General features: G+C 44.5%; 13 protein-coding genes. 8 read left to right on the top strand and 5 right to left on the bottom strand.

Translation table 11 applies throughout. The features are described from left to right. Positions 1 to 75: 75 nt before the first annotated feature. Positions 76 to 327, top strand: a complete 252-nt coding sequence (gene ccoS / locus ACTXGJ_RS00340) for a cbb3-type cytochrome oxidase assembly protein CcoS (protein ID WP_443564755.1) — start codon at positions 76 to 78, stop codon at positions 325 to 327. 59 nt (positions 328 to 386) lie between these two features. Further along, positions 387 to 1,196 carry a sulfite exporter TauE/SafE family protein gene (locus ACTXGJ_RS00335; protein ID WP_443564754.1) on the top strand — a complete coding sequence of 270 codons (810 nt, stop codon included), beginning with the start codon at positions 387 to 389 and terminating at the stop codon, positions 1,194 to 1,196. 114 nt (positions 1,197 to 1,310) lie between these two features. Here the strand turns inward: ACTXGJ_RS00335 and ACTXGJ_RS00330 are convergent, their stop codons facing one another. Both ACTXGJ_RS00330 and ACTXGJ_RS00325 read right to left on the bottom strand, forming a co-directional pair. Then, complete coding sequence (locus tag ACTXGJ_RS00330; protein WP_443564753.1) at positions 1,311 to 2,465, bottom strand: DEAD/DEAH box helicase; 1,155 nt, start codon at positions 2,463 to 2,465, stop codon at positions 1,311 to 1,313. A 288-nt stretch (positions 2,466 to 2,753) separates the two neighbouring features. After that, a complete protein-coding gene (locus ACTXGJ_RS00325; protein WP_025646588.1) occupies positions 2,754 to 2,969 on the bottom strand; it encodes a cold-shock protein in 216 nt (71 codons plus the stop codon). Between the two features lie 422 nt (positions 2,970 to 3,391). Here ACTXGJ_RS00325 and aroQ point away from each other — a divergent pair, with 422 nt between their 5' ends. Beyond that, positions 3,392 to 3,886: a type II 3-dehydroquinate dehydratase gene (gene aroQ, locus ACTXGJ_RS00320; protein WP_443564752.1), complete on the top strand. Its 495-nt coding sequence runs from the start codon at positions 3,392 to 3,394 to the stop codon at positions 3,884 to 3,886. 109 nt (positions 3,887 to 3,995) lie between these two features. Further along, positions 3,996 to 5,342: an ABC1 kinase family protein gene (locus ACTXGJ_RS00315; RefSeq protein WP_443564751.1), complete on the top strand. Its 1,347-nt coding sequence runs from the start codon at positions 3,996 to 3,998 to the stop codon at positions 5,340 to 5,342. An 83-nt stretch (positions 5,343 to 5,425) separates the two neighbouring features. On the opposite strand, the gene ACTXGJ_RS00310 is transcribed toward ACTXGJ_RS00315, so the two are convergent. Then, positions 5,426 to 6,256 (bottom strand): ion transporter, encoded by an 831-nt coding sequence (locus ACTXGJ_RS00310; RefSeq protein WP_439241169.1) that lies wholly within the window; start codon positions 6,254 to 6,256, stop codon positions 5,426 to 5,428. 228 nt (positions 6,257 to 6,484) lie between these two features. Between ACTXGJ_RS00310 and ACTXGJ_RS00305 the strand changes: the two genes are divergently transcribed. Then, positions 6,485 to 7,237 carry a YebC/PmpR family DNA-binding transcriptional regulator gene (locus ACTXGJ_RS00305; protein ID WP_443564750.1) on the top strand — a complete coding sequence of 251 codons (753 nt, stop codon included), beginning with the start codon at positions 6,485 to 6,487 and terminating at the stop codon, positions 7,235 to 7,237. Positions 7,238 to 7,334: 97 nt separating this feature from the next. Here ACTXGJ_RS00305 and ACTXGJ_RS00300 read toward each other — a convergent pair whose 3' ends face one another. Continuing rightward, entirely contained in the window at positions 7,335 to 7,922 is a 588-nt protein-coding gene (locus ACTXGJ_RS00300) for a methylated-DNA--[protein]-cysteine S-methyltransferase (protein WP_443564749.1), read from the bottom strand. A gap of 58 nt (positions 7,923 to 7,980) precedes the next feature. Continuing rightward, positions 7,981 to 8,892, bottom strand: coding sequence for a signal recognition particle-docking protein FtsY (gene ftsY, locus ACTXGJ_RS00295; RefSeq protein WP_443564875.1), 912 nt, complete (start codon positions 8,890 to 8,892; stop codon positions 7,981 to 7,983). An 862-nt stretch (positions 8,893 to 9,754) separates the two neighbouring features. Here ftsY and ACTXGJ_RS00290 point away from each other — a divergent pair. The 3 genes from ACTXGJ_RS00290 to ACTXGJ_RS00280 are packed head-to-tail and all read left to right on the top strand — an operon-like array spanning position 9,755 to position 13,099. Further along, positions 9,755 to 9,946 (top strand): hypothetical protein, encoded by a 192-nt coding sequence (locus tag ACTXGJ_RS00290; protein ID WP_443564748.1) that lies wholly within the window; start codon positions 9,755 to 9,757, stop codon positions 9,944 to 9,946. Between the two features lie 56 nt (positions 9,947 to 10,002). Next, positions 10,003 to 11,508, top strand: coding sequence for a M16 family metallopeptidase (locus ACTXGJ_RS00285; RefSeq protein WP_443564747.1), 1,506 nt, complete (start codon positions 10,003 to 10,005; stop codon positions 11,506 to 11,508). Positions 11,509 to 11,554: 46 nt separating this feature from the next. Further along, positions 11,555 to 13,099 (top strand): M16 family metallopeptidase, encoded by a 1,545-nt coding sequence (locus ACTXGJ_RS00280; RefSeq protein WP_443564746.1) that lies wholly within the window; start codon positions 11,555 to 11,557, stop codon positions 13,097 to 13,099. Positions 13,100 to 13,200: the final 101 nt, after the last annotated feature.

Genomic DNA, 13,200 nt, shown 5'->3' with positions numbered 1-13,200 from the left:
CGTTCAACTGATTCAGCGTTATTAAGCGTATAATAGCAGCTGAGAAATGTTTTTAGAGTTATCCCTTAGAGGTTCATGATGCTCAGTATCTTTTTATTGATTCCCTTGAGTTTAATGCTATTTGTCGTCGCCATTTGGGCGGTGCGTTATGCGGTCAAATCCAATCAATTCGAGGATTTAGATAATGCCTCTCAGCGTATTATCTTAGAAGATCGTCAAGAGCGTCGTCAGGTCATTCAAGCCCATGAAGAGGGTACGAATAAACCATCTGATGCCGCTGATACTAATATCAATAATAACAAAGATAATCAGCACCCTGATTCCTAATTTCTATTTACCCTTAGTTCAAGACTAATAGTTCTCTTGTTTGGTAGGAGAGGTTTTTTATGACCACAGCTTTGCTCGTTGCGGCATTATTTATGGGTTTTTTTGGCTCTCCGCACTGCTTAGGTATGTGTGGAGGTTTGGTCGCCGCTTTTAGTCTATCGATGAAGGATGTCAGCCCCGCCAAGCGCCGCGCCCTAATCGCTACTTATCATTTTGGGCGCTTGACCAGTTATGCCGTGTTAGGTTTAGTCGCCGGACTGATTGGCACCACCGTACTGGCTCCTTTAATGATGGGCAATAGCATGCCGCGTATTTTATTGGGGCTAGTTTTGGTGTTTGTTGGCGCTACTATGCTTGGCTTGCCATTTTTGACCAAGCTTGAGCGCGTTGGTATGCGCTTTTGGCAATTCTTAAGTCCAATACGCCAAAAAGTATTTCCGCTTAATACTTATCCGCGCGCCTTAGCAGCAGGGCTATTATGGGGCTACTTACCCTGCGGCTTAGTCTATGGTGCCCTCTTAATTGCTGTCGTCGCTCATGATCCTCTCAGCGGTGCCGCCTTAATGTTTGTATTTGGCTTAGGCACTATCCCGATGTTGGTTGCGACTCACGAAACAGTGAGCTGGCTACGTAGTCAAATCGGCCGCTTGCGTTTACGCCAGTTCAATGGCGCTATTATGGTGCTATCGGGCTTAGCCGTCGTTTTTGTCCCTATAGTTATGGCGAGTATGCATACCGGTCATGGAGATACTCATGGTGATGCCCATATGACTCATGAGAGTTCTAGTTCTATGATATCCAACCTTAACAATAGCCATCAAAGTATGAGTGATAGCAGTCATAGTATGCATAATATGGATAGCCAGTAAGCATTAATTCATAAGCCTTAAACCTTGTTAAATATCTAAAAAAACCTTCTACAAATGATTCTTGTAGAAGGTTTTTTGTTTAGGCTTGAGAGTATAAGCACAAAGCTTACCCTATTACTCTTGCCACTGCTCAAGACTAAACTTAGTATCCAAGTGCTTCTCCAAGGCGGGCAAATTAAAAGCGTCATCTTCACTCACAAAGCTGATACTGATCCCAGTTTGTCCGGCGCGTCCAGTACGGCCAATACGGTGCACATAATCATCTGGCTGATCGGGTAAAGTATAGTTGACCACATGGCTGATATCATCGACATGGATGCCGCGCCCTGCGACATCAGTCGCAACCAAAATTGAGGCATGGCCATCTTTAAAGCGCTGCAAATACTTCTCACGCTTTTGTTGGATCACATCACCCGATAGCATGACGACTTTGTGGGATTGGCGCAGTTTATGATATAGACGTTTTACCTGATCTTTACGATTGGCAAAGACTATCACTTTATCGACGCTATTATCTGCAATAATACCCTGCAAAGCGGCCAACTTTTGCTCTTCTGTCAAAAGATAAAAATGCTGCTCGACCAGCTCGCTAGTTTTGTGCTCAGGCTCAATCTCTACAAACTGCGGCTCATGTAGCCAGCGATAGGCTAGATTCATCACGTCTTGATTGAAAGTCGCTGAAAATAATAAGCTTTGACGATCGCTATTCGCCGGCATCCGGCCGACCAGTCGCTTGATATCAGGGATAAAGCCCATATCGAGCATACGATCGGCTTCATCTAACACTAATACCTCTACCCGATCCAAATACACCATCCCTTTATGCATCAGATCAATCAGCCGTCCAGGGGTGGCGATTAATATATCGATGTGTTTGCGCTCAAGCTCGTGCTGCTGAGCATCATAGCTAGTACCGCCCATAATACAAACGCTATGCAAGTCGGTGTATTTAGTCAACTCCACACAATCATCAAATATCTGCTGCGCAAGCTCCCGCGTCGGTGCCATGACAACCGCCCGCGGCTCCCCAAGATAACGCTCTTCATCCTCACTAAAAGGTCGATTAAGCAGCGCTTCCATAATAGTAATCAAAAACGTTGCCGTTTTGCCAGTACCCGTTTGTGCCTGACCAATAGCGTCTTGATGCGCTAAAGTATGAGGCAATATTTGCGCTTGAATAGCGGTAAGTTCGGTAAAGCCTAAATCTTTAATCGCGCGTAAGGTCGGCGCTGATAATGGTAAGTCTTTAAAAGTCGTAAAATTACTCAAAAAATTATCCTTATTAGGTGAAGCGTCTTTTTATTAAAACGCCTACAGCCAATACTAGTCAACACTACGATTACTTTGAGAGTAATGAGAGCGTTTGCTAGTGTTAATGCAAAGCAGAAGCAAGTATCCTAGCTATAAAACACAAAAAAGCCAAACCTAGTGGCTCATCTTTACCTGTACATATATACGATAATACATACAATACTGGCTAGATGAGACAGGTTTGACTCGATAGTATAGCGTAATTGCTACAAATATTATGACAAAATGCCATAACGTCTGCAGCGACTACTCTTCTAGTTTTCTAACTTCTTCAGCTTGTAGGCCTTTTTCGCCCTCAACTACACTGAACTCTACTTTTTCACCATCTTTCAAGGAGCGGTAACCATCGCCTTGAATCGCGCGGAAATGGACAAAGATGTCCTCGCCGCCATCACGTTGAATGAAACCAAACCCTTTTGAGTCATTAAACCACTTAACGATACCTTGCTCACGAGCTGACATAATAAAACTTCCTAAATAGTGCGCTTAGCCCCAAATTCCTTTGCAACATTGCATATAAACGGGTACTAAGATAATGATATTAGAATTACAGACCCATTAGTTTGTATCAGATAGCTACAAAGATACGCAGTAATGGTAGGCAGGCGACGAAAATTATTAGTGAACTCACCAGTAATAAATTTGTAACCTATGTTGCTTGAAAATATCATAGCACGGGTTTTTAGTAACTTAAAGACTTTTAGCATGATTTTTGCGGGTTAAAGAATTTTTGGATAAATTTTTAGTAATAATCAGCTAAACTGTTATTATGATTGGCTACTAGCAAGTCAAATTTTAGTAGCTGCTGTTTTTCATCTTGTATTATTTACTTCTTATATTCTCTACTTATCATCATTGTGCTATTTTTATTTACCGAGGCCGTTATGAATGCATCTACTTATAACCATAAGCTACTCGTAGTCAATGGCGTCAATCTAAACTTGTTAGGCAAACGCGAGCCTGAGATATACGGCCATACCACTTTGGCTGATATCGAGTCTCGCCTACAGTCGCAAGCGGCGAAACATCATATTGAGCTGATTTGTATTCAGTCAAATCACGAAGGACAACTCATCGATGAGATTCAGCACTATGGTTTGTTAGCGGATATAGCAGCGCAAGTCGATGCCGTCATTATCAATCCTGGCGCCTTTACGCATACTTCAGTGGCGCTACGCGATGCCCTACTCGCCATACAAAAGCCTTTTATTGAAGTGCATTTATCCAATGTCCATAGCCGCGAGCCGTTTCGCCAGCACTCTTATCTAAGCGATATCGCAACTGGCGTCATCTGCGGTCTTGGACATTTAGGCTATCAGATGGCGCTAGAGTATTGGCTAGCACACTTATATCAAGCAAACTTAAAGGATTCAGTATAAACATTTAAGCGTAAACTCTTGTGGCTAATACAACTGGAATCGCTTGATTAAAACAAAAATGCCTTAATAAAAAGGGTAACGAATCAATACTCGATAGATGGTGATATGAATGGCAAAAACGTCCGGAAAACGCTTTATGAAGCTTGCAGGTATGACCGCGAGCATTGCAGGCAAAGCCGCTAAAAACTCCTTAAAGCACTTATCTAGCGACGAAGAAAAGCGTATGCAAGCACGCTCAGAGTTGATGCAAGATGTCGGTATTCAAATCGCTGACACCCTAGGCGAGATGAAAGGCGCGGTGATGAAGGTAGGTCAAATTGCCTCACAATACAAAGACGTCTTTCCACCGGAAGTCGCGGCGGCGCTTGAAAAGCTACAAAAAGATGCGCCGCCTATGCCCTACTCGCAGATACGCTCGCAAGTAGAGCGCGAACTAAAAGCCCCTATTGATGAGCTATTTATTGATTTTGAAGAGACGCCTTTTGCTGCTGCCTCTATCGGTCAAGTACACAAAGCGACTTTGCCTTCCGGTCAAAATGTAGTGGTCAAAGTACAATACCCGAATGTTGATGAGAACTGCGATAGCGACCTAAAACAGGTACGTATGGCGCTGAAAATCGCTGGCGTGCTCAATATGAGTCGCGAGCTGCAAAATCAGTTATTCGATGAGATTCGTAAGAGCTTATACGATGAGCTTGATTATATTAAAGAAGCGAGCAATCTAAGAGTGTTTGGCGCGTTTCATGCTAGCGATGCCGGACTTATTATCCCCAAAGTGATCGGTAGTCATTCCTCAAAGCGTATTCTTACTTTGACTGAAGAGATGGGCGAGAACTTAGCGACCGCTGCTACTTGGGATAACGACATTAAACAAAAAATCGCTGAACGCTTATTTCATTTTAGTGCCGGGCAGCTTTTTAGCTTGTACCGAATGCACTGCGATCCGCATCCAGGTAATTTTGCATTTCGCCCAGATGGCAGCGTCATTGCTTACGATTTCGGCGGTATTCGTAGTTATAGCGATAATGAAGTTCAGCTGTTTCGCCGCTTTGCTCAGCATGCCGTGCGCAGCGATGTTACCGCACTTGAGCAAGACCTTATTGCGCTAGGCATACGTCGTAACGATGATACTAATATTCCAGGAGAGTTTTATAAACAGTGGCTAGCTATCGGTCTTAAACCTTTATCTATTGCCCCTTATCACGAAGGCGATTTTGACTTTGCTAACAGCCAAGTCCATCACGAAGCGATCACTCAAATGCGGACTTCTTTGAAGTATTTTAGCCAATTCCAGCCCTCAGCGACTACGATGATGCTCGATCGTACGGTGTCGGGACAGTACTGGAATTTAGTTAACCTTGGGGTGGAGATTGATTTGTCGCCTTTGGTTGATGAGTATCTAGGAGTCGCTAAACCAGAATCCCTAGCGGCGAATCTAGCCAAAGTAGAGCCATAACCGACAAAATCGCCGCAGCTTACTGAGACTCAAAACCAGTAGGCTTTGGCAATAACTCTGCTACCAATCACTCCGATAGCGGATTAGACATGTAGCGCGTGACCACAACGATCACAGTATTCAGCCCCTACCGCATGGCCGAACTTACCACAGTTCGGACAAGTAATGGGATTGAGCTGGGGACGCATATTACGCGCCAACTCTGCAGTAAAAATACCCGTAGGTACGGCAATAATCGCATAACCGGTAATCATCACCATCGATGCAATCGCCTGCCCGATTGGCGTTTTCGGTGACATATCGCCATAACCGGTAGTCGTTACCGTCACGACCGCCCAATAGATCGAGAGCGGAATACTAGTAAAGCCGTTTTCCGGACCTTCCACTACGTATACCACTGAGCCAAAGATAGTCACGAGCAGTACTAAAGATAAAAAGAAGACCGTAATCTTTTGCTGACTGGTCTTCAGTGCTGAGGCCAAAAAGCCCGCTTGCTGCATATAAGCTTTGAGCTTGAGCACCCGAAATACGCGTAAGATCCTTAGGATCCGGATAACTAACAGATACTGCACGCCCACAAACAGTAAGCTTAGATAGCTTGGGAGTACCGATAGTAAGTCAACGATACCAAAAAAGCTAAAGACGTATCGAAAACGGTTGGGCGCTGAAAATAAACGCAGCAAATACTCAATGGTAAATAAAATAGTAAAAAACCATTCAGCATAAAAAAACAAGGTGCCATATTGCAAACGCATATAAAGCACGCTATCTAGCATCACCACGGCTACACTGGTCAAAATGGCAATCAGTAACACGATATCAAAAAGCTTACCCAAGCGCGTATCGGTGCCCTCGATGATGACATGAATGCGATTACGCATATGAGTGATAGCTTCAGCGGTTGGTTGCTTCATAGAGTTTAGGGCTTAAGTAGGAAGGTGATTCTGATAAATAGGCTCAGTCGCCAAAGGGGAGTTTTGTCAAAATAGCCATAAGTGGTTTATAATACTGCTCATTCACTAAGGCTAATTTGCGTACTAACCCGCAGTCAGGTTGTCACAGTGTAGCAAAAAATAGCTTTTAACAATATACAAATCGCACACTTAGACATCAGCCGTTTAGGTAAACTTTAAGGATGTAATATGGCAGGTCATTCAAAATGGTCCAACATTAAACACAAAAAAGCCCGTCAAGATGCGGTAAAAGGCAAAATATTTACTAAAGTCATCCGTGAGATTGTTTCAGCTGCCAAGCAAGGCGATGCCGATCCTGATAAAAACCCGCGCTTGCGAGCCGCTGTCGAAAAAGCGCTCTCTGTCAATATGACCCGCGACACCATCAATCGTGCTGTCGATCGCGGCGCTGGCGGCGGTGAAAACGAAAACATGGAAGAAGTTAGCTATGAGGGCTACGGTGTCGGCGGCGTAGCGGTACTCGTAGAAACGATGACTGACAACCTTAACCGCACAGTCAGTGAAGTCCGCCATGCTTTTACTAAGTTTGATGGCAACTTAGGAACGACCGGTTCCGTCGCCTATCTGTTTACCAAACGCGGCGAGATTCGTTTTGATGATGTCAGCCTTGAGGATGAAGTGCTGCTAGCTGCGCTTGATGCTGGCGCGCTCGATGTCGAAAATGATGGCGAGTCGTTGCTAGTCACTACCGAGTGGGAAAGTTTCGGTCAAGTCAAAGATGCGCTTAATAAAGCAGGCTTAGTTTCTGACAGTGCTGAGGTCACTATGGCGCCGTCTACTAGTGCTGAGATTGACAATATTGATGACGCCGAAAAAGTGATGAAAATGATTGATATGTTAGAGGACATCGATGATGTGCAAGAGGTTTATAGCAATGTGCATATCTCAGATGACGTTATAGCGCAGCTGGAAACAGAATAACTAAGCTTGGTTAGACTCTAATACTTATTCCAATACTTATAAAGGTTAAACGTTTTACACGTTCAGCCTTTATTTTTATATAAAACTAACCGTTATTTCATATCTTACATTTCACGCCTTCGAGCGCTAGCAGATACTCTTTTTTATCTAGGCCACCAGTATAACCGCCAAGTCTACCATCGCTAGCTATCACTCGATGACAAGGAATAACGAGGCTAAAAGGATTATTGCCGTTGGCATTGGCGACCGCCCGAAATGCTTTGGGATTACCGATACGGTGGGCTAAAGTGGCATAGCTTATAGTTTCGCCATGCTTGATCTTTTGCAGTGCTCGCCAGACTTGCTGCTGAAACTCAGTCCCTAGTGTCAAATCAAGTGGTAAGTCAAAGTCTTTTCTTTCATCTAACGCATACTCATTGATTTGTTTAATAGTCTTAATTAATAGCGCTTGTGCAGGATCGTCTATGCTTAGGCTATTTTTTTCAATAAACTTAAAGTCGCTATCTGCCAGTTGATAGTGTTTTTTGAGCTTAGTAAATGATTTTGAGTCCGTCCACCACTGATCCTGTGACAGCCAGCTGACTTGCACCAGCTTTGGCTCATGTTCATCAGCTGAGCTGATATCACTTTCAGTGACCATCAAAACGAGCATATAAGTTTGTAGCTTGGTCGTGGTGACTAACATCATTATTCCTTATTCTCAAAAACCAATGTTTAAACCCTAAGTACCAGCCCCTACTCTTTTACTCTTTATCATCCGTTTCGAATAACGCTGCGACGAACTGTTTAGGACTAAAGGCACGCAAGTCATCAATCGACTCGCCAACGCCAATATAGCGAATAGGCACCTCAGTGGTCTCGGCAATATTGAAGACCACGCCGCCTTTGGCAGTACCGTCAAGCTTAGTAACCGTAATGCCCGTTAGCGGTACAGCTTTATTAAATAACTCGACTTGATTGATGGCGTTTTGACCCGTGCCAGCATCGAGTACGATCATGCCTTCGTGCGGTGCTGTCTCATCCGCTTTACGCATGACCCTGACGACTTTTTCAAGCTCGCTCATCAGATGGGTTTTATTTTGCAAGCGCCCAGCGGTATCGGCAATCAGTACATCGATATTTTTTGCCTTAGCCGATTGCATCGCATCAAAGATAACCGAGGCGCTATCAGAGCCATGGCCTTGCGCCACAACGGGAATGTTATTGCGCTCGCCCCAAATTTGTAGCTGCTCAGTCGCCGCCGCTCGAAACGTATCCCCAGCAGCGAGCATTACTGATTTGCCCTCACCTTGCAGACGTTTGGCAAGCTTACCTATAGTCGTGGTTTTACCGACTCCATTGACCCCGACGACCAAGATCACGAAGGGCTTTTTGCTCGTATCAATCATCAAAGGCGCGACTTTCGGCGTTAAAATATCGACCAGCTCGCTTTGTAGGGCTTTATAGAGAGAATGCGCGTAAATCAGATCACCACGAGCGGTCTGCTCGGTTAAGCTTTTGATAATACGGTTAGTGGCATTTACCCCAATATCCGCAACAAGCAACTGATCCTCTACCTCCTCTAGCAGCTCATCGTCAATCTCTTTACCACCGATAAGAATACTAACCATACCCTCGGCTAGATTCTTTCGCGACTTGCTCAGACCTGACTTCATCCGGTTGAACCAACTACCTTTTTGACGGCCTTTAGGCTCAGTAGAATCAGTGGTTTGTAGATCGTCTTGCGCTGTAGGCTTGGCGCTTAGCTCTGAATGAGTACTCTCTTTGCTAGCGTTCGCGGCCTCCCCTAACTGCGCTTGTAAGGGCATTTTGGGGACGTCAATCTTAGAAGTATCAGAGTGAGATAAGTCATTATTAGCTACTTTTTCACTAGCCGCTACTTCGGCGGACTGTTTTGACGACTCACTGTCGGCTTCAGGCGACAAAATAGGTGAACCTAAGGCTATATTACCCACTTGCGTAGCATTAGCGGCTTTATCTGAAGCGCTCTCAACATCATTATTGATAGGCTCATTAGGAGGAGTATTCGCGGTCTGTTCCTCATCAACGATAGCTACCGATTGCGTCGGCAAACTGGGTAAGGTAATATCATCGTCATCTAAATTATCTAGATCACCATCCAGATTGATAACCACGCGATTGGGATTGTCAGCATTATTCATAAACTTGCCCTAAAATTGATCAAAGTATTATTTAATTTTTAATGAATTGCATTTTTATAAAAAACGTTATAACTAACAGTATAGCGTCAGATGCGTTTATCTTAGTTTAGCATAATTCGGCGCTGGCTCATTAATGGTAGTTGTCTATGCTTATAAAAAACAGACTTTATGGAGTCTAATGAGACGCCATAGCAAATATGATAATAGCGGTAAACTCATTCAATAAAGAGCTATGCAAGCTTAGCTTAAGATTTAGACACAAAACTCTGACCTCAGTTTAAATAAGTTTCGCCTATCCTTAGTCTTTGATTTATTTATTGCCTTTATGCTCAGGCTTTTATTATTAGGAACGCTCATGTCATCTACTCTATCAACTCAAAAACGCAATAAAAAACTTCAGCCGAAAGCTACTGCTTCTAAGACAATCGTGACCAGTAGTTTAGCTATAGTTATCGCGGTATCCGCTTTGGCGACTAGTGGTTGTAACACTACACAGGGTTTTAAGCCTACCGCGAGCGTAATGGTTGGTGGACATAAGTCTATTTAATTAACTAGCATCTTTGTGTTAGAGCCTATTTATCGTTTTTATACTTTGAGAATACTATGCTTGCTAAGCGTCACCACTTTTCATCCAAACCGTCTCGTTTATTATGGCACACTGCTTGCGTACTAAGCTTATCAGCCACGCTTGCCGCTTGTCAGACCACAACAACGACTGCAACTCCAGCAGCGCAAACCGCTACCCCACCAGTCATGGATAGCGAGACGGATAATAGCGCCTCTGATCTGCAAATTGATCTCTCAGGCCGTCATGAGTATCTCTTAGATAATGGTCTTAAAGTCATTATCAAAGAAGATCATCGCGCACCTGTCGCTATGACCCAGATCTGGTACCGTGTCGGCTCAGCAGATGAACCGGTGAATAAAGGCGGTATCTCGCATTTACTTGAGCATATGATGTTCAAAGGCACCGCTGACGTTTCAAGCGATGACTATGAGCGCCTAATCGCTAAGTTTGGCGGCTCAAACAATGCCTTTACCAGCTACGATTATACTGGCTACTACGAGCTGTTTCCGGCTAATCGCTTGCCGCTAGCATTAGAGCTTGAAGCAGATCGCATGACTAACTTACTGTTCGATGAAAAAGCATTTGCTAAAGAGCATCAAGTGGTCATGGAGGAGCGCCGCCAACGCACTGACGACAATCCGCTAGCCAAGGCCTATGAATCGTTTCGTCTGCTCGCCTTACCTGATAGTCCTAAAGGCGAGTCGATAATTGGCCCTATGAGCGAGCTTGAATCTATCAAGCTTGGCGAGCTCAAAGACTGGTACCAAGCTTGGTATGCTCCTAATAATGCTACGTTAGTCATCGTAGGAGACGTGCAGCCTGAAGCGGTATTGTCACAAGTCAAACGCTACTTTGGCAAATTAAAGCCAAGCCAACTGCCTGAGCGTCCGGCAGTGCGGCAACGAGGCTTTCGCGGTTATCAGCAAGTCGACTCAGTACAAGCGGTAAAAGTGCCAGTATTACTGATGGGCTATAACGTGCCTAGTCTGCTAACCGTTGATTCAGGTAATGAAAACCAAGCTTACGCTTTATCGTTAGCGCAAGATGTACTAGATGGCGGACTCTCTGCCAGACTTGAGAGCAGATTAATACGTGAGCGTAACTTGCTCACCAGCGTCGGTACTTCTTATGATTTGTTTGATCGCGGCGATGGTCTGTTTCTTATTCAGGCTACCCCACGCGAAGGCGTCAGCTTAGAGCAGGCGCAGCAAGCTATCACGGAGGAGATCGAGAAGCTGATGCGCGATCCTATCGAGGCTGATGAGATTGCACGGGCAAAAACTAATACCGTGACCGGTCTCGTCTACGCGCAAGACAGTATGGCAGGGCAAGCGCGTATGATTGGCTCGCTACAGACGATTGGTCTCGATGATAAGCTACTTGCCACTCTACCAGCTAAGCTCGATGAGGTTTCTGTGGCTGATATTAAGGCCGCTAGTCAAAAGTATCTAATCAAAGATAATTTAACTGTCATGCATATCGTGCCGCCTAACAGCACGGATAATACTAGTACTGATAATGCGATCAAAAAGCATAATTAATTAGAACACCGCTACTCAAATATCTACTACAAATAAGAAACAAGCTATGAATAAGAAATCGTCATTGGTCACCAAGACAACTACTGCAAAGGCTACTCAAAGCTCCTTACTCGCCGCTTTAACCAGTAGCCTCCTGTTAGGACTAGCTGTGTTTTCCAATCCTGCTTTTGCCGATGCTAGTATGGTTGAAGAGTATAAAGGTTCGGCTACGAATGTTGATAGCAGTGCACCTATTGCCGCGCTATCAAAACTCACTAGCCTTGATAACGTCGCTCCTTTGAAAATGACTGTTCCTGATATTGAGCATTTCACGACTAGCGCTGGCGTTCCAGTCTCTTTCGTCCGTACCACCGCCTTGCCTATCATCGATATCGATTTGCGTTTCAATGCGGGTAGCGCCCGTGATGGCAGTATTCGTGAGCAAGGTTTTGGTATCGCTAACATGACCGCTACTATGCTCACGCAAGGCACCAAAACAAGGGACGAAGATGACTTCACTCGCGCGGTGGAGACTTTAGGTATTACTCTAAATAGTAGCGCTTATAAGGATATGTTTATCGTCTCGCTCAGAAGTTTATCTGATGATGGGCATTTACTACCCGCCAGCGACTTGATGACTCAGATTCTTACTCAGCCTACTTTTGATGAGCAAATATTGGCACGCAATAAAGCCAGACTCCTAGTCGGTCTACAGCAACAAAAACAAGATCCGGGTAGCCTTGCCAGTCTCGCTTTTAACAAGACTCTATATGGCACGCACCCTTACGCTCACCCCTCCTCTGGTACCCTTGACACCGTGCCGACTATCAACCAAAAAGATTTGCAAGATTTTAAGGATCGCTATTTAGTCGCAAATAATGCTTCTATGGCGATGACTGGTAATTTAACGTTAGCTCAAGCGAAGCGGCTGGCAAATGACATCACCAATAATTTGCCGAAAGGCAAAACGGCGGCGATATTACCTGAGCCTAAACCCTTAACGCAGTCGCAAAATATTCATATTGATTTTCCCAGTACGCAGACGACTGTCTTGATGGGGCAATTGGGTACTAAGCGTGCCACTGATCCTATTGCCCAGCAGCAACAGACCAACTTCGCCGTAGGTAATGATGTCCTAGCAGGCGGGGATTTCAATGCTAGGCTAATGACTGAGATCCGCCAAAACTTGGGCTACACTTATGGTATCTCAGGCTCGATGAATCCAATGCTTGCGCGCGGTCCCTATCAGATTGGATTTTCAACCCGCAATGATAAAGCCCGCGCAGCCATTGATGCCAGTTTAGGCGTTATTAACAACACTTTAGAGGAAGGCATTACTAAGGATGAGATACTTCTCACGACCGATAATCTAAAAAACAGCTTCCCTATGAGCTTTGCCAGTAATGCGGGAATCAATGGCTTGCTTGGGATGATGAACTTTTATAACTTACCTGACAGCTATCTGAGCGATTATATGAGCCGTATTAATAGCGTCAAGCTAACAGAAGTCAATGAGACGATGCGCAGCACACTAGATACCGATAAGTTTTTGATTGTGACTGTAGGGGCGGATGATCCTTGGCAGGATAAAGGCGATAGCATTAAAGAGTAAGGGGTGATAAAAAAGATAAGCAAATAATAGTCAGCAAACCATCGCTAGCAAGCCTCATTGTTATCGATCGATAGCTCTTCTTGCTAGTTTTATGATTACTA

Origin of the sequence: Psychrobacter sp. 1Y11, from assembly GCF_052259045.1 — a bacterium.
GTDB lineage: Bacteria > Pseudomonadota > Gammaproteobacteria > Pseudomonadales > Moraxellaceae > Psychrobacter.
Note: the sequence above shows the minus strand (reverse complement) of the source record. Positions and strands in the feature narration are given on the sequence as shown.

Bases quoted from the DNA above. Each gene is read 5' to 3' on its own strand.
- ccoS (WP_443564755.1), top strand. From the start codon at position 76: ATGATGCTCAGTATCTTTTTATTGATTCCCTTGAGTTTAATGCTATTT.
- ACTXGJ_RS00335 (WP_443564754.1), top strand. From the start codon at position 387: ATGACCACAGCTTTGCTCGTTGCGGCATTATTTATGGGTTTTTTTGGC.
- ACTXGJ_RS00325 (WP_025646588.1), bottom strand. From the start codon at position 2,969: ATGTCAGCTCGTGAGCAAGGTATCGTTAAGTGGTTTAATGACTCAAAA.
- aroQ (WP_443564752.1), top strand. From the start codon at position 3,392: ATGAATGCATCTACTTATAACCATAAGCTACTCGTAGTCAATGGCGTC.
- ACTXGJ_RS00315 (WP_443564751.1), top strand. From the start codon at position 3,996: ATGGCAAAAACGTCCGGAAAACGCTTTATGAAGCTTGCAGGTATGACC.
- ACTXGJ_RS00310 (WP_439241169.1), bottom strand. From the start codon at position 6,256: ATGAAGCAACCAACCGCTGAAGCTATCACTCATATGCGTAATCGCATT.
- ACTXGJ_RS00305 (WP_443564750.1), top strand. From the start codon at position 6,485: ATGGCAGGTCATTCAAAATGGTCCAACATTAAACACAAAAAAGCCCGT.
- ACTXGJ_RS00300 (WP_443564749.1), bottom strand. From the start codon at position 7,922: ATGTTAGTCACCACGACCAAGCTACAAACTTATATGCTCGTTTTGATG.
- ftsY (WP_443564875.1), bottom strand. From the start codon at position 8,892: ATGAAGTCAGGTCTGAGCAAGTCGCGAAAGAATCTAGCCGAGGGTATG.
- ACTXGJ_RS00290 (WP_443564748.1), top strand. From the start codon at position 9,755: ATGTCATCTACTCTATCAACTCAAAAACGCAATAAAAAACTTCAGCCG.
- ACTXGJ_RS00285 (WP_443564747.1), top strand. From the start codon at position 10,003: ATGCTTGCTAAGCGTCACCACTTTTCATCCAAACCGTCTCGTTTATTA.
- ACTXGJ_RS00280 (WP_443564746.1), top strand. From the start codon at position 11,555: ATGAATAAGAAATCGTCATTGGTCACCAAGACAACTACTGCAAAGGCT.